Genomic DNA, 20,277 nt, shown 5'->3' on the forward strand with positions numbered 1-20,277 from the left:
AAAAACCCGCCCGGCCTCGCGGCCCGGCGGGTTTTTTATTGTTCGGTAGGGTGGACGGGTTTCCCGTCCACGCGTCGATCGTTTCCGGCTCCGCCATCGGGCTCGATGATCTTGCTGCTAACTATCACCGCGTGGACGGGGGACCCGTCCACCCTACGACGAATGCCGCAAGGCCGCCACCGGCACCTCGACGAATTCACCGGGCATCAAGGGGTGGGTCGCCAGCGAAAACGGCCCGATGCTGCTGCGCACCAGGCGCAGGGTCGGCAGGCCGACCGCCGCCGTCATGCGCCGCACCTGCCGGTTCTTGCCTTCTTCCAGCGTGATCGCGATCCAGCTGGTCGGCTTGTCCTGGCGCGCGCGGATCGGCGGGTTGCGCGGCCACAGCCATTCGGGCTCGGCGATGCGCACGGCGCGGCAGGGCTTGGTCACGAAGTCCCCGAGGCCGAGCGGCGCCTGCAGGCGCGCCAAGGCCGCGCCATCGGCCACCCCGTCGACCTGCACCAGGTAGGTCTTCGCTTCCTTGTGGTCGGGATGCGCGATCTTGTGCTGCAGCTTGCCGTCGTCGGTCAGCAGCATCAGGCCTTCGCTGTCGGCATCGAGCCGGCCGGCAGGGTAGATGCCGGGGATGTCGAGGTAGTCGGCGAGCGATTCGCGTCCCGGCTGGGGCGAGAACTGGCACAGGACCTGGAAGGGTTTATTGAAGAGAATGAGGGGCATGAAACCTGTCCGGATCAAATAGGGCGCGCCCCAGGATAATGCGGGGCGCGTAGGCGTGGCGTCACCATACTTACTGGTGCATAATGCAAGACATCATCATGGTGTCTTATAGAAGACTTGCAGCTCTAGCCGATATTGTAATGTAGATCGCAGACGACGCCGGTGCCGCGCCCCCTGCGCGCCCGCCATGCGACCACTTGGGAGAAAACGATGTACCAACATATTGAAGTCCCTGCGGACGGCAAGAAGATCACCGTCGGCGCCGATTTTTCGCTCAATGTGCCGGCTAACCCGATCATTCCCTATATCGAAGGCGACGGCACCGGGATCGACATCACCCCGGTGATGATCAAGGTGGTCGACGCGGCCGTGGCCAAGGCCTACGGCGGCGAGCGCAAGATCAGCTGGATGGAAATCTTTGCCGGAGAAAAGGCGACCGCCGTGTACGGCCCCGACGTCTGGCTGCCGGGCGAGACGCTCGAGGTCCTGAAGGACTACGTGGTGTCGATCAAGGGCCCGCTGACGACCCCGGTCGGCGGCGGCATCCGTTCGCTCAACGTGGCGCTGCGCCAGGAGCTCGACCTGTATGTCTGCCTGCGCCCGGTGCGCTATTTCGCCGGCGTGCCGTCGCCGCTGAAGCAGCCGGAAAAGACCGACATGGTGATCTTCCGCGAGAACTCGGAAGACATCTACGCCGGCATCGAATGGGCCGAAGGCTCGGAAGGGGTGAAGAAGCTCATCGAATTCCTCACCAGGGAGATGGGCGTCAGGAAGATCCGCTTCCCGGAAAGCTCGGGCCTGGGCATCAAGCCGGTCTCGCGCGAAGGCACCGAGCGCCTCGTGCGCAGGGCGATCCAGTACGCGATCGACAACGACAAGCCTTCCGTGACCATCGTCCACAAGGGCAACATCATGAAGTACACCGAGGGGGCTTTCCGCGACTGGGGCTACGCCCTGGCGCAGAAGGAATTCGGCGCCGAGCTGATCGACGGCGGCCCGTGGTGCCGCTTCAAGAATCCGAAGACGGGGCGCGACATCATCGTCAAGGATTCGATCGCCGACGCCTTCCTGCAGCAGATCCTGCTGCGCCCGGCCGAGTACAGCGTGATCGCCACCCTGAACCTGAACGGCGACTATATCTCGGACGCGCTGGCGGCCCAGGTCGGCGGCATCGGCATCGCGCCGGGCGCGAACATGTCCGATTCGGTGGCCATGTTCGAAGCGACCCACGGCACCGCGCCGAAGTACGCCGGCAAGGATTACGTGAACCCGGGTTCGCTGATCCTGTCGGCTGAAATGATGCTGCGCCACATGGGCTGGACCGAGGCGGCCAACCTGATCATCAGCGCGATGGAAAAGGCGATCCAGTCCAAGCGCGTCACCTACGACTTCGCGCGCCTGATGGAAGGCGCGACCCAGGTGTCGTGCTCGGGTTTCGGCGAGGTGATGATCGAACAGATGTAAGGAACCGACGCGTCGCCTTGACGCAGTTCATTGCCAAGGCCCCACCCGCGCAAGCGGGGCGGGGCTTTTTCTTTGGCTGTGTTACCGTGTACACGGCGCCGTTCGATGGGGGAGGCCGCCATGGCACAGTGGAACAGGCTGCTGGTGCGGGGACGAAAAAAAACCCCGCGGTTGGCGGGGTTTTTCGCTTCCCAGAGGCGAAATTACATGCCCTGGATGTTGGAAGCTTGCTTGCCTTTAGGGCCTTGCGTGACTTCGAATTGGACTTTCTGACCTTCTTTGAGGGTCTTAAAACCGTTCATGTTGATTGCGGAGAAGTGCGCGAACAGATCCTCGCCGCCGTCATCTGGAGTGATGAAGCCAAAGCCTTTGGAATCATTGAACCACTTAACAGTACCAGTTGCCATAAAAGAACTTTCAAATATAAACAAATCACACGAGCCATAAAAGCAAGAAGCTTCTTGCCCCCTCCTCAGCCTGCTCACTTCTTATCAACACGTACATAAGTACATGTCAATGTTTCCATTGTTGATGCACTAAAGTTGTAAGTCAAGCCCTTTGATGCGGTTGTTGTTAATTTTTTCATACGACATGCATGCTGCTTACCAAGCCGGCCCTTGATTTCGGCAATCGAAACGCCATCTGCGCTTTCACTGGAAAACAAGTAAGATAAAGGCGAATCGAAGTGAGCCGATCGCAGTGGTCTGATATTTACGGTTTGCATCATCCTTGAACGCTTTAGAATACGCCCATGGCAACCAAGCACGATACCGAACAGCTGCTGGAGCGGCAAGTCGTTAAACCCCCGCCCCTGTACCAGGTGGCTTTACTGAATGACGATTACACACCGATGGAATTTGTTGTGGCCGTCATACAGGAGTACTTCAACAAGGATCGCGAAACGGCGACGCAGATCATGCTTTCCGTGCACCGCCATGGTAAAGGAGTGTGCGGAGTGTTTTCCAAAGATATAGCGTGTACCAAAGTGGAGTTTGTCTTAACGCATGCACGCAAGGCAGGGCATCCCCTGCAGTGCGTGATGGAGGAAGTATGATTGCGCAGGAACTTGAAGTATCCCTACACATGGCCTTTGTCGAAGCTCGACAGGCACGGCACGAGTTCATTACCGTGGAGCACCTGCTGCTTGCGCTCCTCGACAATCCCTCGGCCGCTGAAGTCCTGCGTGCATGCGCGGTCAATATCGACGACCTGCGCAAGACCCTGACCAATTTTATCGGTGACAACACCCCGACCGTGCCCGGCACGGGCGAGGTCGACACCCAGCCGACGCTCGGCTTCCAGCGCGTGATCCAGCGCGCGATCATGCACGTGCAGTCGGCGTCGAACGGCAAGAAGGAAGTGACCGGCGCAAATGTGCTTGTCGCCATCTTCGGCGAGAAGGATTCGCACGCCGTCTACTACCTGCACCAGCAGGGCGTGACCCGCCTCGACGTGGTCAATTTCATCTCGCACGGCGTGCGCAAGGACCAGCAGATCGACAGCCAGAAGGCGTCGGAAGGCGTGGAAGAGGCGCAAGTCGAAGGCGCGACGAAAGAAAGCCCGCTCGACCAGTTCACGCAGAACCTGAACAAGGCTGCTGCCGACGGCAAGATCGATCCGCTGATCGGACGCGAAGAGGAAGTCGATCGCGTGATCCAGATCCTGTGCCGCCGCCGCAAGAACAATCCGCTGCTGGTCGGCGAAGCCGGTGTCGGCAAGACCGCCATCGCGGAAGGCCTGGCATGGCGCATCGTCCAGGAAGACGTGCCCGAGATCCTGCAGAACGCGGTCGTGTTCTCGCTCGACATGGGCGCGCTGCTGGCCGGCACCAAGTACCGCGGCGACTTCGAGCAGCGCCTGAAGGCCGTCCTCAAGCAATTGAAGGACACGCCGAACGGCATCCTGTTCATCGACGAGATCCACACGATCATCGGCGCCGGTTCCGCTTCGGGCGGCACGCTCGACGCATCGAACCTGCTGAAACCGGCCCTGGCCAACGGCCAGCTCAAGTGCATCGGCGCGACCACGTTCACGGAATTCCGCGGCGTGTTCGAGAAAGACCATGCCCTCTCCCGCCGCTTCCAGAAGGTCGACGTCAACGAGCCGTCGGTCGAGCAGACCGTGCAGATCCTGCGTGGCCTGAAGTCGCGCTTCGAAGAGCACCACGGCGTCAAGTATTCGTCGTCCGCGCTCTCGACCGCGGCCGAACTGGCGGCGCGCTTCATCAACGACCGTCACCTGCCGGACAAGGCGATCGACGTCATCGATGAAGCGGGCGCGGCCCAGCGCATCCTGCCGAAGTCGAAGCAGAAAAAGACCATCGGCAAGACCGAGATCGAGGAAATCATCGCCAAGATCGCGCGCATCCCACCGCAAACGGTCAACCAGGACGACCGCAGCAAGCTGCAGACGATCGACCGCGACCTGCGCAACGTCGTCTTCGGCCAGGATCCGGCAATCGACGCGCTGGCATCGGCCATCAAGATGGCCCGTGCCGGCCTCGGCAAGCAGGACAAGCCGATCGGCTCCTTCCTGTTCTCCGGTCCGACCGGCGTCGGCAAGACCGAGGTGGCCAAGCAGCTCGCCTTCATCCTCGGCATCGAGCTGATCCGCTTCGACATGTCGGAGTACATGGAGCGCCACGCCGTGTCGCGCCTGATCGGTGCCCCGCCGGGCTATGTCGGCTTCGACCAGGGCGGTCTGTTGACCGAAGCCATCACCAAGAAGCCGCACGCGGTGCTGCTGCTGGACGAGATCGAAAAGGCCCATCCGGACATTTTCAACATCCTGCTGCAGGTGATGGACCATGGCACGCTGACCGACAACAACGGACGCAAGGCCGACTTCCGCAACGTGATCATCATCATGACCACCAACGCGGGCGCCGAAAGCCTGACCAAGCGCTCGGTGGGCTTCGTGGATGCGCGTGCGCAGGGCGACGAGATGGCCGACATCAAGCGCATGTTCACGCCGGAGTTCCGCAACCGCCTGGATGCGATCATCAGCTTCCGCGCGCTGGACGAGGAAATCATCCTGCGCGTCGTGGACAAGTTCCTGATGCAGCTGGAAGAGCAGCTGCACGAGAAGAAGGTGGAAGCCATCTTTACCGAGAAGCTGCGCAAGTTCCTCGGCTCGAAGGGCTTCGATCCGCAGATGGGTGCCCGTCCGATGTCGCGCCTGATCCAGGACATGATCAGGAAGGCCCTGGCCGACGAACTGCTGTTCGGCCGCCTGACCAACGGCGGCCGCGTGACGGTGGACCTGAACGAGAAGGACGATGTCGTCCTCGAGTTCCCGGAAGGCGACGCACTGCCGCCGCCGGCCCCGGCCGAGACGGTCGAGATCGAGTAAGGCTCGATGCCTCCCAGGAAACCGCGCCCCGTGCGCGGTTTTTTTTCGCCTGGCGCAAACGCGGGACGCCACACCGGTAGGGTGGACGGCTCCACCGTAAAGCGTGATCGGCCGGGACAAGGACGCCGTCCACGCGTTCAACAGGTCCGTGCTCGGCCTTGTAGGGTGGGCGCCCCGTGCCCACGCCTTAGACGCGGCAACGATTTATTTGCACGTATGCACACCACCCCGGCTTTGCCCTATGGCAAACTCATGTTCCCCAGCAAACTCTGCCTTTGAACATGAACGTGTCCCGCACCATCCTCGCGCTGTCGCTGGCCCTGATTGGCCAGCAAGCCCTCGCCGCCGATCCCTATTTCCGCTTCCCCGCCGTGCGCGGCGATACGGTCGTGTTCACCGCCGAGGGCGACCTCTGGCGCACGACGATTGCCGGCGGCAAGGCCACGCGCCTGACCACGCACCCGAGCGCAGAGACCCATGCCGCGATCTCGCACGACGGCAAGTTCGTCGCCTTTGCCGCCTCCTACGAAGGCGCCCAGGAAGCCTATGTGATGCCGCTCGAAGGCGGCCTGCCGCGCCGCATCACCTTCGAGAACGGCGGCGTGACCGTGCTCGGCTGGACGGCCCAGGGCGAGGTGCTGGTCAGTACCGAAAATTCGACCGGTCCGGCCAAGCACCGCATCGTGGCGGCGCTCGACCCGGTGACGCTCGCGCGCCGCGTGCTGCCGCTGGCCGACGCCAACGACGCCGTGCTCGACGACGCCGGCCGCACCGTGTATTTCACGCGCATGGGCCTGTCGATGACCAACGATAACGTCAAGTCCTACCGTGGCGGCGCCCATGCCCAGCTGTGGCGGTTCGACTTGACGGCCAAGGGCGAGGCCCAGCCGCTGTTCCAGGGCGACGCCGCCAACAACCGGCGCGCCATGTGGTGGCAGGGGCGCCTGTATTTCGTCAGCGATGCGAACGGCGCCGATAACCTCTGGAGCGCCAGGCCGGACGGCAGCGATCGGCGCCAGCTGACGCAGCACAAGGAGTGGGACGTGCGCACCGCTTCGCTCGGCGACGGCCGCATCGCCTACCAGCTGGGCGCCGACCTGCGCGTGTTCGATATCGCCAGCGGCGCCGACACGCGGCTCTTGGCCAGCCTGGTATCGGATTTCGACCAGCAGCGCGTGCGCCGCGTGAAGTCGCCGCTCGACGCGCTGACCGGGATCGAGGTCGCCAACAAGGCCGAGCGCATCGTGCTGACGGCGCGCGGCCGCGTGACGATTGCCGGCACCGGCAACTACCGCCGCGTCGAGATCGCCGTGCCCGAGGGCGCGCGCGCCCGCAGCGCCGTGTTCAGCCATGACGACAAATGGGTGTATGCGATTGCCGACACCAGCGGCGAGAACGAGATCTGGCGCTACGCGGCCGACGGCTCCGGCCACGGCGAGCGCCTGACCACGGACGGTGCCAGCCACCGCTGGAACCTGTACCCTTCGCCGGACGGCAAGTGGCTGGCCCACACCGACAAGAAGGGCCGCACCTGGCTGCTCGACCTGGTCGCGAAGACCAATGTGATCATCGACGACGCCGGACTGGTCGGCCTGGACCGCTCGGACCAGGTGGTCTGGTCGCCGGACAGCCGCAACCTCGCTTTTGTCCGCGCCGGCAGCAGCGAACGGCGCGACCAGATCGGCATGTATAACCTCGCGGCCCGCGCCCTGAATTTCGTGACGACCGACCGCTACGAGGCGAGCTCGCCGGTCTTTTCGCCGGACGGCAAATGGCTGTACTTCCTCTCCTCGCGCCACTTCAACCTGGGCAATGCCTCGGTCTGGGGCGACCGCAACATGGGGCCGGTGTTCGACAAGCGGGTCGGCGTGTTTGCGCTGGCGCTGCAGCCCGGCACGCGCTTCCCCTTCAAGCCCGAGGACGAACTGACCAAGCCGGAAGAAAAAACACCCGAGGCCGCCGCCAGGGCCGCCGTCAAGTCGCCTGGCGACGAGCGCGACGGCGACAAGGCGACGGCCGTGGCAGCAGTCGCCGCCGCCGCTGCGGCCGGCAAGCTTGACGCCGACAAGCCGAAGCAGCCGACACCCGGCATCGTCTACGCCGGCCTGCGCGAGCGCCTCTACGAGGTGCCTGTCGCGCCCGGCAACTACCGCGCGCTGGCCCTCGACGACAAGCGCCTCTACCTGCTCGAGGCCGGCGACGAGCCGGGCAAGGGCACGCTCAAGACCCTGGCCATCGCGCGCAGCGCGCCGCAGCCGGAGACGTTTGTCACCAACGTCCGCGAATTCGGACTCTCCGGCGACCGCAAGCACCTCTTCTATCGCACCTATGCCAAGGGTGCGCCGGGCGACATGATCGTGGTCGACGCCGGCGCCAAGGCGCCTGCCGACCTCACCAAGGCCAAGGTCAAGATCGACGACTGGGCGGTGACTTCGAACCCGCGCATGGAATGGAAGCAGATGTTCAACGATGCCTGGCGCATGCACCGCGACTTCCTGTACGACGCGCGCATGCGCGGAGTCGATTGGAATGCCGTGCGCACCCGCTACGCGCCGCTGGTCGAGCGCGTGACCGACCGCGCCGAACTCGACGACGTGCTCGGCATGATGGTGGGGGAGGTCGGGGCGCTGCACTCGCAGATCCGTCCGGGCGACGTGCGCCGCGCGCCCAGCGAGGGCACGCCCGCCAGCCTGGGCGCGGTGCTCAGCCGCACGGCGGACGGCTACCGCGTCGACCGCGTCTACCGCAGCGAACCGGAGCTGCCTTCGGAAGCCGGACCGCTGTCCGCGCCCGACGTCGACGTCCGGGAAGGCGACATCATCACGGCCGTTAACGGCAAGTCGCTGGCGCAGAGCCGCGACATCGCCGACCTGCTGTTAGATACCGCCGGCAAGCAGGTGCTGCTGCACGTGAAAAAGCCGGATGCCAGGCCCGGCAGCGCGCCGCGCGCCGTGATCGTCACGCCGGTCCCGATGGCGACCCACGCCAGCCTGCGCTACGCCGACTGGGAGCAGGGCAGGGCGCAGCAAGTCGACAGCGCCTCGAAGGGCAGGATCGGCTACCTGCACCTGCGCGCCATGGTGGCGCGCGACATCAACGCCTTCGCGCGCGACTTCTACGCCAACATCAACAAGGAAGGCCTGGTCATCGACGTGCGCCGCAATAACGGCGGCAACATCGACAGCTGGATCATCGAAAAGCTGCTGCGCCGTCCCTGGGCCTTCTGGGCCGCGAACGGCCGGCAGCCCTATCCGAACATGCAGAACTCCTTCCGCGGCCACCTGGTCGTGCTGATGGACGAGCTGACCTATTCGGACGGCGAGACCTTCGCGGCCGGCGTCAAGGCATTGAAACTTGGCCCGCTGGTGGGCAAGCGCACGGCCGGCGCCGGCGTCTGGCTAAGCGACGGCAACGGCCTGGCGGACAACGGCATGGCGCGCGTCGCCGAGAACGGCCAGTTCTCGAGCGAGGGCGAATGGCTGATCGAAGGTGTCGGCGTCACCCCCGACGTCGAGGTCGACAACCTGCCGCACGAAACCTTCAAGGGCCGCGACCGCCAGCTCGAAGTGGCGCTCGAGCTGCTCGAGAAGAAGCTCAAGGAGCAGCCGGTCAAGCAGTGGAAGCCGTCCGAGATCCCGCCGCTCAAGCGCTAAAAGCAGGCCAGGCACCAGGAACGCGCCCCCCAGGGCGCGTTTCTTTATCCGGCTTGCATAAGCGGAGCGGCTTCAAAGGTTTTCCAGAGTCCAATAAAACTTGCACTTCATGAAGCTGTCATAAACACATCCTAGACTGCGGACATCGTCACTTTCGGTTCTCCGCATGCGCCTCCCACAGCTCCACACCGGTACCAGGATCCTCGGCTCCTTCTGCCTCGTCTCGCTGCTCATCGTCCTCATCACCGGCGTCGCGCTGTGGCGCATGCAGGCCGGCGACAGGATCGCGTCCGACCTGGTCAACGACAAGCTGGCCAAGCAACAGCTCACCTCGGACCTGCTCGGCGTGGCCCAGTTGAACGGCCTGCGCATCATGTCGGTCGCGCGCAGCGACAGCATCGAGCTGGCCGACCTGTACAAGGCGCAGCTCGAGCAGGGCGACAAGCGCGCGGCCTCGATCGAGGCGGCGATCCGCGCCTTGCCGGCGTCGCCGGCCGAGCAGGCGCTGCTGGAAGCGACGATGCGGCACAAGGCGGCGCTGGCCGCGGTAGCCAAGGTCGTGTTCGAGGCCAAGGACATCGGCCGCATCCAGGAAGTCGACCGCCTGCTCGGCGCCGAACTCGAACCGGCCTTTGCGCGCTATGCCGCCAGCCTCGAGGCGCTGCTCGACTACCACGCGCGCCAGGCGCATGCCCTGGTCGGGGAATCGGCCGGCGCATCGACCTTCAGCCGCATCGTGCTGCTGGCGCTGGGCGCGACGGCGCTGGCGACCGGCGGCCTGCTCGGCTGGCTGCTGACGCGCAACATCGTCGGTCCCTTGCAGCAGGCCGTGGCGCTGGCCGAACAGGTGGCGCGCGGCGACCTGCGCCCGGTCATCCGGCACAGCCGTGGCGACGAAATCGGCCGCCTGTTCGATGCGCTGAACGCCATGACGAGCGGGGTTTCGGCCACGGTCTCGCGCGTGCTCAGCGGCGCCCAGGCGATCGACGCCGCCTCGACCGGCATCGCCGACGGCAACCTTGACCTGACGGGGCGCACCGAGCGCCAGGCCGGCGCCCTGAAGCAGACCGCGGCCGCGATGCAGGACCTGACCGGGGCGATCGCCCGCAATAACGCCAGCGCCCAGCGTGCCAACGCCCTGGCCCAGGATGCGTCGCGGGTCGCGGCCGAAGGCGCGCGCGCGGTCGAGCAGGTGGTGACCCGGATGGACGCCTTGAGACGCTCGGCCGAGAAGATCGTCAACATCACCGGCATGATCGACAGCATCGCCTTCCAGACCAATATCCTCGCCCTCAACGCGGCAGTGGAGGCGGCGCGCGCCGGCGCCGAAGGACGCGGCTTCGCCGTCGTCGCGGCCGAGGTGCGGAGCCTGGCCCAGCACTCGGCGGCGGCGGCGAAGGAAATCAAGGCATTGATCGGAGCATCCGCCGGCGAGATCGAAGCGGGCACCGGCATCGCCGGCGCCGCCGGCGCCACCATGCGCGCGGTGCTGCAGCGCGTCCAGGAAGTGGCGCAGCTGCTGGCGGCGATCGATGCCGACAGCGCCGGGCAGGCCGGCGGCGTGGCCGAAGTCGGCCGCGCCATCGCCGACATCGACCTGGCCACGCGCCAGAACGCGGCGATGGTGGAAGAGGCCACCGCCGCGGCCGAGGCGATGCGCAATCAGGCCGCCGAGCTGTCGCAGCTGGTGGGAACTTTCAAGGTGAGGACGCAGGTGCCGGCCCTGGGCTGAATTGCGCTAAAACCGTAGGGTGGACAGCTAAACCCGGCACCGTGAGCGGCCGCGTCATGTGCGCTGCCCACGCGTTCAACCGGCAGGAGCACCGTCGCGAAATCTCAAGAGATGGTTGAACGCGTGGGCGGCGTCGAGGCAGCGTGGACGCCGCCGTCGCGGTATAGCCGACCACCCTACATCAAATCGCCGCCAGCGCCCGCCTCAAATCCGCGCGCTGGTCTTCCAGGTGCTCGATCCCGACCGACAGCCGGATCAGGGCATCGCCGATCCCGAGTTCGGCCCGCTGCGCCGGCGGGATCGTCGCGTGGGTCATCAGGGCAGGGTGTTCGATCAGGCTTTCCACGCCGCCCAGGCTTTCGGCCAGCGTGAACACCTTGCACGCTTCCAGGAAGCGGCGCGCCCCGGGCAGGTCGGTATCGAGCTCGATCGAGACGATGCCGCCGAAGCCGCTCATCTGGCGCCGCGCCAGCGCATGCTGGGGATGCGATTCCAGTCCGGGATAAAACACCCTGGCTACCCGCGGCTCGCGCTCGAGCCATTCGGCCAGCGCCAGCGCATTGGCGCTGCTGCGCTCGACGCGCAGGGCCAGGGTCTTGATCCCGCGCAGCACCAGGAAGCTGTCGAAGGGACCCTGGATGGCGCCGACGGCGTTCTGGATGAAGCCAAGCTGCTCGGCCAGCGGCGCCTGGTGGGCGGCCTTGCCGACCACGGCGACGCCGCCGATCACGTCCGAGTGGCCGTTCATGTACTTGGTGGTCGAGTGCACCACGATGTCGATGCCCAGTTCCAGCGGGCGCTGGTTGATCGGGCTGGCGAAGGTGTTGTCGCAGACCGTGACGATGCCGCGCTCGCGGCACAGGCGGGCGATGGCCGCCAGGTCGGCCAGTTTCAGCATCGGGTTGGTCGGCGTCTCGACCCATACCAGGCGCGTATCAGGACGCAATGCGCCAGCCAGCGCATCCGGGTCGGCCAGGTTCACGTAGGTGAAATCGTGCCCGGCGCTGGTGCGGCGCACGCGCTCGAACAGGCGGTAGGTGCCGCCATACATGTCGTCGCCGGCGACGATGTGCGAACCCGCCGGCAGCAGTTCCAGCACGCTCGAGATCGCCGCCAGGCCGGAGGCGAAGGCAAAGGCCGCGCTGCCGCTCTCGATGTCGGCGACGCAGCGCTCCAGCGCCCAGCGCGTCGGGTTGTGCGAGCGGCCGTAGTCGAGGCCCTTGTGCACGCCCGGGCTCTCCTGGACAAAAGTGGAGGTGGCGAAGATCGGCGGCATCACGGCGCCGGTGGCCGGTTCGGGCGACTGGCCGCCGTGGATGACGCGGGTCGCGATGTGCTGCTGGTTGTCGAGAGTGGTCACGATAGCGTCCTGCGCAGGTGGTTGAGGAGGTCGAAGCGGGTGATCAGGCCATAGAAGCGGTCGGCGTCCAGCACCACGGCGGTCAGGCCGCGGTCGAGGATGGCGCGCAGCTCCTGCATGCTCGATGAGGGCGCGAGCGTCTGCAGTTGCGCCGTCATGGTGGCCGCGACCGGCGCCTGGAAACGCGCCGGTTCGGTCGTCACGTGCAGCAGCAGGTCCGATTCGTCGATGATGCCGACCAGGCGGCCCTGGTCGATCACGGGCAGCTGGGCCAGGTCGCTGCTGCGCATGCGGTTGAAGGCGGTGAGCAGGGTGTCGGTCGGCGCCACCGTCACCACTTCGCCGGCGTCGAAGCGGCGCCCGACCAGGTCGCGCAGGTCGCCGGTCTTGGGGCGCTGCAGGAGGCCCTGGTCGACCATCCAGCCGTCGCTGTAGACCTTGGTGAGGTAGCGGGTGCCGGTGTCGCAGACGAAAGAAACGACCCGTTTCGGGCTGGTCTGGGCGCGGCAGTAGCGCAGCGCCGCGGCGAGCAGGGTGCCGGTCGAGGAACCGGCCAGGATGCCTTCCTGCTGCAGCAGGGCGCGCGCCGTCGTGAAGCTTTCCTCGTCGCTGATCGTGTAGGCGCTGCGCACGCGCGACAGGTCGGCGATGCCGGGAATGAAGTCTTCGCCGATGCCTTCGACCGCCCACGAGCCGGCGTCTTTCGACAGGTGCCCGGTGTTGACGTACTCGGCGAGGATCGAGCCCTTGGGATCGGCCAGCACGAATTCCAGGTTGGGCTGGACTCGGCCGAAGTAGTTCGACAGGCCGGTCAGCGTGCCGGAGGAACCGACGCCGACCACGATGGCGTCGAGTTCGTGGCTGGTCTGCTCCCAGATCTCGGGGCCGGTCGTGGTTTCGTGGGCGCGCGGGTTGGCCGGATTGTTGAACTGGTCGGCGAACCAGGCGCCCGGAATCTCGCGCGCCAGGCGCGCCGCGTAGTCCTGGTAGTACTCGGGATGGCCCTTGCCGACGTCCGAGCGGGTCAAGTGGATCTCGGCGCCCAGGGCCTTCAGGTGCAGGACCTTTTCGGCCGCCATCTTGTCGGGCACCACTAGCACGACGCGGTAGCCCTTGATGCGGGCCACCAGCGCCAGGCCCAGGCCGGTATTCCCGGCCGTGGCCTCGACCACGACGCCGCCGGGCTTCAGGCTGCCGTCCTGTTCGGCTTGCGCGATCATGGCGCGGCCGATGCGGTCCTTGATCGATCCGCCGGGATTTTGCGATTCCAGTTTCAGGAATAACTGGCACGGACCGGTATCCATGCGGGTGACTTGCACCAGCGGGGTGTTGCCGATCAGGGAGAAGAGTGCCGCTTGAGACGGGTGCTGCAGTGTGCGTTGCATATTGCCTCCGAGAAGCGCCTGGTAGGCGCCGCGACTGCGGAAAGGAAGCGCGGATTGCGCGCCGGGCCGTGATGAACAAGGCATGGTACGGCGGTTCGGCGAGGCAGAGTTTGAACTGGCGCGAACTGTCTTCACGCCCGCGCCGGCCGGCCCGGGAACCAGCATAGCACCGGCGAGGCTTGTCTTAAAAATAAGAAATGCTCATGTCGATATGCGATTTATCAGGTGCGCTTCTGGATCGCCCGGTACAGTATGCGCGGCCCGCCAGCGCCCCGAGCTCTTGGATATTTGCCAAGAGTTGTGGCGGAAAGCTTATACTGGAGCAATCACATTCCTGACGAGACCATGACCACCAACCGCCACCTCACCCTTGCCCTGAGCGGCGCCCTGATCCTGCTGGCGGGTTGCGGCGGCCACGACGGCGTCGAGCTCGGCGCCTTTCCCGCGCTCAACAAGACCGAGGGCGACGCGCCCTTCAAGCTGACGGCGCCGACCTCGAAAAGCCCGGCCCCGTTCAGCTACACCAGCAGCGACCAGGGCGTGGCGAAGATCGAAGGCGACACGGTCACCGTCCTCAAGGCCGGCACCACCACCATCACGGCGCAACAGGGCCGCATGGGCAGCTATTACCCGACCTCGACCAGCGCCTTGCTGACCGTGGCCGCCCGTGTTTGCACGGCACCACTGGTGCGCGAAAACGGCGTTTGTGTCGCCCCGCCAACAACTGCCGCCTACGTGACCGACGCGCAGCTGACCTGGTCGCCAGCGACGTTCGTGATGACCTGGACTGAGGCGGACGCCTATTGCAAAAACTTGTCGGTCAAGGACCTGACTGGCTGGAAGCTTCCCGAACAGGGCCAATTGGTCACGCTGGTCGCGTCCGGGATGTTGAACGGGCAGGGCTGGGCGGCGGCCGATGCGTGGACCGCCACTGCCGGCAGCGGCGCCGACAGCCACTTCGCGGTGAACCTCTCGACCGGCGCCGCAACCAGCTTCCCAAAGGGGAGCAAGGCCTACGTGACCTGCGTGCGCTGACCGCCTTCGCGGCGGCCACGGGAGAACCCACGAATGAACCTCGCGCAAGGCATCCGCGCCGTGGCCGCGATCGAAGCCTTGAAGGGGATCGTGGTCCTGCTGACCGGCTTCGGCCTGTTCTCCCTGGTGCACCGCGATGTCCAACGGCTTGCCGAGGAGCTGGTACGGCACGCCCACCTCAATCCCGCAGCGCACACGCCGCGCGTCTTCCTCGAGCTTGCAGGCAAGCTCGACGATACCCGCCTGGTGCAGCTGGCAGCGGCCGCGCTGGCGTATTCCGCCGTCCGCATGATCGAGGCCTATGGCCTGTGGTACGAACGCGCCTGGGGCGAGGGCTTTGCCGCCGCCAGCGGCGCCGTCTACCTGCCGTTCGAACTGCGGGAACTGTGGCACCGCCCGACCTTGCTCAGTGCCGGCCTGGTGCTGTTCAACCTGGCCGTGGTCGCCTTCATGGTCTACAGCCTGCGCCGGCGCAGGGCGGGGCGGCACCGGCGGCCGTAGGGTGGGCGGCTATACCCTGTACGATGCGCACACGCAGCTGAAACGCCGCCCACGCGTTCAACCGGCCTCAATGAAGCAGCAACTGTGCAGGCACGGTTTGAACGCGTGGGCGGCGCCGAGGCTAGGTCCGAGCCAGCTCCCGGGTAGAGCCGTCCACCCTACGTCCCCGTCTTGAGCCGGCGCCAGAGCGTCGTGCGGCTGATGCCGAGGTGGCGCGCGGCCGCCTCGCGCGAGCCGCCGAAGCGGGCGACGACCTCGGCGGCCGGCTCGGAGGCCGGGGAGGCCGCCGAGGCCACCGAGGCAGGCACGGCATCGGTGCGCCCCAGCGCAGGCATGCCGGCCTGGCCCAGCTCCGGTGCCACCGACAGGAGAAACGCGGGCGTCAGCGCTTGCAGCGGCTCGGCCGCGAGGAACAGGGCCAGGCGCTCGGTCAGGTTGCGCAGTTCGCGCACATTGCCCGGCCAGCCATAGCGTTCCAGCAAGGGGGCGCAGGCGCGCAGCTCGGCATGCAGGTTCGGGTGCGGCCGCGCCCCGAGCGCCGCCAGCGCGCCCTTGAGCGACCATTCGGCCAGCGGCGCGATGTCGTCCACCCGCGCGCGCAGCGGCGGCAGCGCCAGGCGCAGCACTGCAAGGCGATAGAACAGGTCGGCGCGGAAGCGCCCCTCGCGCACCCGGCTTTCCAGGTCGCAGTGGGTGGCGCTGATCACCCGCAGCTCGATCGGCACCGGGCGCGTGCCGCCGACCCGCATCACTTCGCGCTCTTCCAGCACGCGCAGCAGGCGCGTCTGCAGGGCGAGCGGCATTTCGCCGATCTCATCCAGGAACAGGGTGCCGCCATTGGCCGCCTCGAACAGTCCCGCATGCCCGCCGCGCCGCGCCCCCGTGAACGCGCCTTCCTCATGCCCGAAGAGTTCGGACTCCAGCAGCGACTCGGCGATCGCGCCGCAGTTGACGGCGACAAAGGGACGGTTCGTGCCCAGGCTGCGCGGCCCCTCGCGGTGGATGGCCTGGGCCACCAGCTCCTTGCCGCTGCCGGTTTCTCCCTGGATCAGCACGGTGGCCGGCGAGCGCGCATACAGCACCACGGTCTGGCGCAGGCGCTCCATGGCATCGGACTCGCCGCGCAGGTCGTTCAGGCCGCGCCGCGCGCGGCGCGCCTCGTTCGCCGGGCCGCGCCGGATGCGGCTCGCTTCCAGGTGGGTCAGGCGCGCCACTTCCAGCGCATCGTCGAAGGCCTGGCGGATCGAGGCCGCCGAATACAGGAACACGCTGCCCAGCCCGGCTTCCTCGGCCAGGTCCGTGATCAGCCCGGCGCCGACGATGACCTCGATGCCGGCCGCCTTCATCTCCTTGATGGCGGCGCGCGCATCCTCGCGCGTGACATAGCTGCGCTGGTCGATGGCCAGGCCGAAGGTGGCGGCGAAATCGGCCAGTTCCGGCAACGGCTGCTGGTAGCTGATCACCCCCACGCGCGGCGAGACCTTGCGCGCCCGGCTCAGGGCCTGCAGCACGTCGAAGCCGCTGGCCTTGGCCACGATCACCGGTGCCGACACCCGTCCCTTCAGGTAGGCGCCGTTCGAGCCGGCGGCGATCACGACGTCGCAGCGCTCGCTTGCCATCCGTTCGCGGATGTGGCGTGCCGCTTCGTCGAAGCCGAGGTGGATCGGCTCGATCGTCGCCAGGTGGTCGTATTCGAGGGTGATGTCGCGGAACAGGTCGGACAGGCGCGATACGGACACGGTCCAGATCACCGGCTTGTCGCCCGGCTCCGCCGCGGGGCGGGAGGGGTGTTTCATGTTTCAAGTGTAACGCATTTCACGGCCGTGTTTCAGATGAAACGTCGCGCACGACTGGCTTAGCGTAAGCGGCGGGTAAGCGTCTCGCTTTAGGCTGAAATCGCCAGAACTCGCCACAACACGACAGAACGCCAACAAGACACCAGGAGACATTCTTATGGAACAAGACATTGTCCAAGCCGTCAAGGCAGACCCGAATTACCAGAAACTCGTCCGCACGCGCTCGCGCTACGGCTGGACGCTCACCTGGGCCATGATGGCCGTGTATTACGGCTTCATCCTGCTGGTCGCCTTCAACAAGGAATTCATGGGCAGGCGGATCGGGGAGGGCGTGATGAGCTGGGGCATGCCGATCGGGCTGGCGGTGATCCTGTTCACGGTCGTGATCACGGGCATCTACGTGCGCCGCGCCAACAGCGAATTCGACGAACTGACCGCCGCGATCCGCGCGCGCGTCAACGCATGAGGAGCGCCGCCATGATCCGCATCCAACGCGGCGCCGCCGCTGTCCTGGCCGCGCTCGCCTCCGGCAGCGCCATCGCCGCCCCCGTGATCGGCGAAGCGCAGAAGCAGCCGACCAACTGGACGGCGATCACGATGTTCGCCGCCTTCGTCATCTTCACCCTGTTCATCACCAAATGGGCGGCCGGCCGCACGCGCTCGGCCTCCGACTTCTACACCGCCGGCGGCGGCATCACCGGCTTCCAGAACGGCCTGGCAATTGCGGGCGACTACATGTCGGCCGCCTCCTTCCTCGGCATTTCGGCCGCCGTCTTCCTCGACGGCTACGACGGCCTGATCTATGCGATCGGCTTCCTGGTCGGCTGGCCCGTGATCACCTTCCTGATGGCCGAACGCCTGCGCAACCTGGGCCGCTTCACCTTCGCCGACGTGGCCGCCTACCGCTTCGCGCAAACCCCGATCCGGGTGTTCGCCGCATCCGGCACGCTGGTCGTGGTGTTGTTCTACCTGATCGCGCAGATGGTCGGGGCAGGGCAGCTGATCAAGCTGCTGTTCGGGCTCGAGTACTGGATGGCGGTGGTCATCGTCGGCATCCTCATGATGGTCTACGTGCTCTTCGGCGGCATGACCGCCACCACCTGGGTCCAGATCATCAAGGCCGTGCTGCTGCTCTCGGGCGCTTCCTACATGGCCTTTGCCGTGCTCGCCCAGTTCAACTTCAGCCCCGAGCAGCTGTTCGCGCGCTCGGTCGAAGTGCATGCGAAGGGCGATGCGATCATGGGGCCCGGCACCTTCATCAAGGACCCGATCTCGGCGATCTCCTTCGGCATGGCGCTCATGTTCGGCACCGCCGGGCTGCCGCACATCCTGATGCGCTTCTTCACCGTGCCCAGCGCCAAGGAAGCGCGCAAGTCGGTGTTCTGGGCCACGACCTGGATCGGCTATTTTTATATTCTCACCTTCATCATCGGCTTCGGCGCCATCATCCTGGTCGGCACCAATCCCGCGTTCAAGGATGCGGCCGGCAAGCTAATCGGCGGCAACAACATGGCGGCCGTGCACCTGGCCAAGGCCGTCGGCGGCGACGTCTTCCTCGGCTTCATCTCGGCGGTGGCCTTCGCCACCATCCTCGCGGTGGTGGCCGGCCTCACGCTCTCGGGCGCCTCCGCCGTCTCGCACGACCTGTACGCGACCGTCATCAAGAAGGGCCAGGCCGGCAGCGCCAAGGAGCTGAAGGTGTCGCGCCTGACCACGGTCGCGCTCGGCATCGTCGCGGTGCTGCTCGGCATTGCCTTTGAAAAGCAGAACGTGGCCTTCATGGTGTCGCTGGCCTTCGCGATCGCCGCATCGGCCAACTTCCCGGTGCTGTTCATGTCGGTGCTGTGGAAGGATTGCACGACCCGCGGCGCCACCATCGGCGGCTTCATCGGCTTGATCACGGCGGTCGTGCTGACCCTGCTGTCGAAATCGGTCTGGACCGACGTGCTCGGCTACGGCGAGGCGCCTTTCCCCTACACCTCGCCCGCGCTGTTCTCGATGCTGGCCGGCTTCATTTCCATCTGGCTGATCTCGCTGGTCGACAAGAGCCCGCGCGCGCGCATCGACCGCGCCGGCTACGAGGCCCAGGAAATGCGCTCGGAGACGGGTATCGGCGCCTCCACCGCGTCCGGACACTGAGCGGCCGGCCCAGCGCACCGCGCACACCCCGCACGCGTTGCGGGGTTTTTTTCGGCCCTGTGTCACACTGTGTTTCACTTTGGTGTTTCAGGGTGAAACAAAATGTCCATGTGAAACGGCGCGGTCGACGGCTGTCGCCCCGCATCGCGCCGCAAGTGCTTGAAATACAAGGAAATGCGGGCATTGCCGCTGGCTGGCACGCCCCTTGCATAATTACTGCCATCCCAACGACATACCGAAAGGCCAGGTCATGAGTCACCATTCCGCAGGCGCCGCGTTCCGCAAGGCCGTACAAGAAGAATCCCCATTGCAGGTGGTCGGCGCGATCAACGCCAACCACGCCCTGCTCGCCAAGCGCGCCGGCTTCAAGGCCATCTACCTCTCCGGCGGCGGCGTCGCCGCCGGTTCGCTCGGCCTGCCGGACCTCGGCATCTCCAACCTCGACGACGTGCTGACCGACGTGCGCCGCATCACCGACGTGTGCGACCTGCCGCTGCTGGTCGACGTCGACACCGGCTTCGGCTCCTCGGCCTTCAACGTCGCGCGCACCGTGAAATCGATGATCAAGTTCGGCGCCGCCGCGATCCACATCGAAGACCAGGTCGGCGCCAAGCGCTGCGGCCACCGCCCGGGCAAGGAAATCGTCTCCAAGCAGGAAATGGTCGACCGCATCAAGGCCGCCGTCGACGCCCGCACCGACGAGAACTTCGTCATCATGGCGCGTACCGATGCGCTGGCCGTGGAAGGCATCGACGCCGCCATCGAGCGCGCGGTTGCCTGCGTCGAAGCCGGCGCCGACATGGTGTTCCCGGAAGCGATGACCGACCTGGCCATGTATTCGCGTTTCGCAAAAGCAGTCGGCGTGCCGATCCTGGCCAACATCACCGAATTCGGCTCGACCCCGCTGTTCACCGTCGAGGAACTCAAGACCGCCGACGTGGGTCTGGTACTGTATCCGCTGTCGGCCTTCCGCGCCATGAACAAGGCGGCCGAAAACGTCTACACGGCGATCCGCCGCGACGGCAGCCAGCAGGCCGTGGTCGACACCATGCAGACCCGCGCCGAGCTGTACGACCGCATCAACTACCACGACTTCGAGCAAAAGCTCGATGCACTCTTCGCCGCGCAGAAGACGCAGTAA

Annotated in this window: 15 protein-coding genes; 10 read left to right on the forward strand and 5 right to left on the reverse strand. The window is 66.0% G+C overall.

Translation table 11 applies throughout. The features are described from left to right. Positions 1–153 precede the first annotated feature (153 nt). The gene (locus ACFPAH_RS21305; RefSeq protein WP_379749360.1) at positions 154–720 is read right to left on the reverse strand and encodes a pseudouridine synthase; all 567 of its coding nucleotides are present in this window, start codon (positions 718–720) and stop codon (positions 154–156) included. Positions 721–930: 210 nt separating this feature from the next. Between ACFPAH_RS21305 and icd the strand changes: the two genes are divergently transcribed. After that, complete coding sequence (icd, locus tag ACFPAH_RS21310) at positions 931–2,184, forward strand: NADP-dependent isocitrate dehydrogenase (protein ID WP_379749362.1); 1,254 nt, start codon at positions 931–933, stop codon at positions 2,182–2,184. A gap of 203 nt (positions 2,185–2,387) precedes the next feature. Here icd and ACFPAH_RS21315 read toward each other — a convergent pair whose 3' ends face one another. Continuing rightward, entirely contained in the window at positions 2,388–2,591 is a 204-nt protein-coding gene (locus ACFPAH_RS21315) for a cold-shock protein (RefSeq protein WP_020653506.1), read from the reverse strand. A gap of 344 nt (positions 2,592–2,935) precedes the next feature. Here ACFPAH_RS21315 and clpS point away from each other — a divergent pair, with 344 nt between their 5' ends. The 4 genes from clpS to ACFPAH_RS21335 all read left to right on the forward strand — a co-directional run bounded on the left by clpS (position 2,936) and on the right by ACFPAH_RS21335 (position 10,920). Next, entirely contained in the window at positions 2,936–3,238 is a 303-nt protein-coding gene (gene clpS / locus ACFPAH_RS21320; RefSeq protein WP_192056713.1) for an ATP-dependent Clp protease adapter ClpS, read from the forward strand. Beyond that, a complete protein-coding gene (clpA, locus tag ACFPAH_RS21325; protein ID WP_379749364.1) occupies positions 3,235–5,535 on the forward strand; it encodes an ATP-dependent Clp protease ATP-binding subunit ClpA in 2,301 nt (766 codons plus the stop codon). The genes clpS and clpA overlap by 4 nt, the downstream gene beginning before the upstream one ends. Before the next feature lie 281 nt (positions 5,536–5,816). Continuing rightward, positions 5,817–9,188: a S41 family peptidase gene (locus ACFPAH_RS21330; RefSeq protein WP_379749366.1), complete on the forward strand. Its 3,372-nt coding sequence runs from the start codon at positions 5,817–5,819 to the stop codon at positions 9,186–9,188. Positions 9,189–9,354: 166 nt separating this feature from the next. Continuing rightward, positions 9,355–10,920 (forward strand): methyl-accepting chemotaxis protein, encoded by a 1,566-nt coding sequence (locus ACFPAH_RS21335; protein WP_379749368.1) that lies wholly within the window; start codon positions 9,355–9,357, stop codon positions 10,918–10,920. 181 nt (positions 10,921–11,101) lie between these two features. On the opposite strand, the gene ACFPAH_RS21340 is transcribed toward ACFPAH_RS21335, so the two are convergent. Together ACFPAH_RS21340 and ACFPAH_RS21345 are read right to left on the reverse strand one after the other, a co-directional pair. Beyond that, positions 11,102–12,280 (reverse strand): trans-sulfuration enzyme family protein, encoded by a 1,179-nt coding sequence (locus ACFPAH_RS21340; protein ID WP_379749370.1) that lies wholly within the window; start codon positions 12,278–12,280, stop codon positions 11,102–11,104. After that, positions 12,277–13,665: a pyridoxal-phosphate dependent enzyme gene (locus tag ACFPAH_RS21345; RefSeq protein ID WP_379749372.1), complete on the reverse strand. Its 1,389-nt coding sequence runs from the start codon at positions 13,663–13,665 to the stop codon at positions 12,277–12,279. The genes ACFPAH_RS21340 and ACFPAH_RS21345 overlap by 4 nt, the downstream gene beginning before the upstream one ends. A gap of 345 nt (positions 13,666–14,010) precedes the next feature. On the opposite strand from ACFPAH_RS21345, the gene ACFPAH_RS21350 reads away from it, so the two are divergent. Further along, complete coding sequence (locus ACFPAH_RS21350) at positions 14,011–14,700, forward strand: DUF1566 domain-containing protein (RefSeq protein WP_379749374.1); 690 nt, start codon at positions 14,011–14,013, stop codon at positions 14,698–14,700. 33 nt (positions 14,701–14,733) lie between these two features. Next, positions 14,734–15,201: a DUF2127 domain-containing protein gene (locus ACFPAH_RS21355; RefSeq protein ID WP_379749376.1), complete on the forward strand. Its 468-nt coding sequence runs from the start codon at positions 14,734–14,736 to the stop codon at positions 15,199–15,201. 158 nt (positions 15,202–15,359) lie between these two features. Here the strand turns inward: ACFPAH_RS21355 and prpR are convergent, their stop codons facing one another. Beyond that, positions 15,360–16,997: a propionate catabolism operon regulatory protein PrpR gene (prpR, locus tag ACFPAH_RS21360; RefSeq protein ID WP_379749378.1), complete on the reverse strand. Its 1,638-nt coding sequence runs from the start codon at positions 16,995–16,997 to the stop codon at positions 15,360–15,362. A gap of 157 nt (positions 16,998–17,154) precedes the next feature. Between prpR and ACFPAH_RS21365 the strand changes: the two genes are divergently transcribed. From ACFPAH_RS21365 to prpB, 3 genes are all read left to right on the forward strand, one after another. Beyond that, positions 17,155–17,463 carry a DUF485 domain-containing protein gene (locus tag ACFPAH_RS21365; protein ID WP_379749380.1) on the forward strand — a complete coding sequence of 103 codons (309 nt, stop codon included), beginning with the start codon at positions 17,155–17,157 and terminating at the stop codon, positions 17,461–17,463. An 11-nt stretch (positions 17,464–17,474) separates the two neighbouring features. Further along, the gene (locus tag ACFPAH_RS21370; protein WP_379749382.1) at positions 17,475–19,136 is read left to right on the forward strand and encodes a cation acetate symporter; all 1,662 of its coding nucleotides are present in this window, start codon (positions 17,475–17,477) and stop codon (positions 19,134–19,136) included. 250 nt (positions 19,137–19,386) lie between these two features. Further along, entirely contained in the window at positions 19,387–20,277 is an 891-nt protein-coding gene (gene prpB, locus ACFPAH_RS21375) for a methylisocitrate lyase (protein ID WP_379749384.1), read from the forward strand.

This window comes from Massilia sp. GCM10023247 (assembly GCF_042653325.1).
Taxonomy (GTDB): Bacteria; Pseudomonadota; Gammaproteobacteria; order Burkholderiales; family Burkholderiaceae_D; genus Telluria.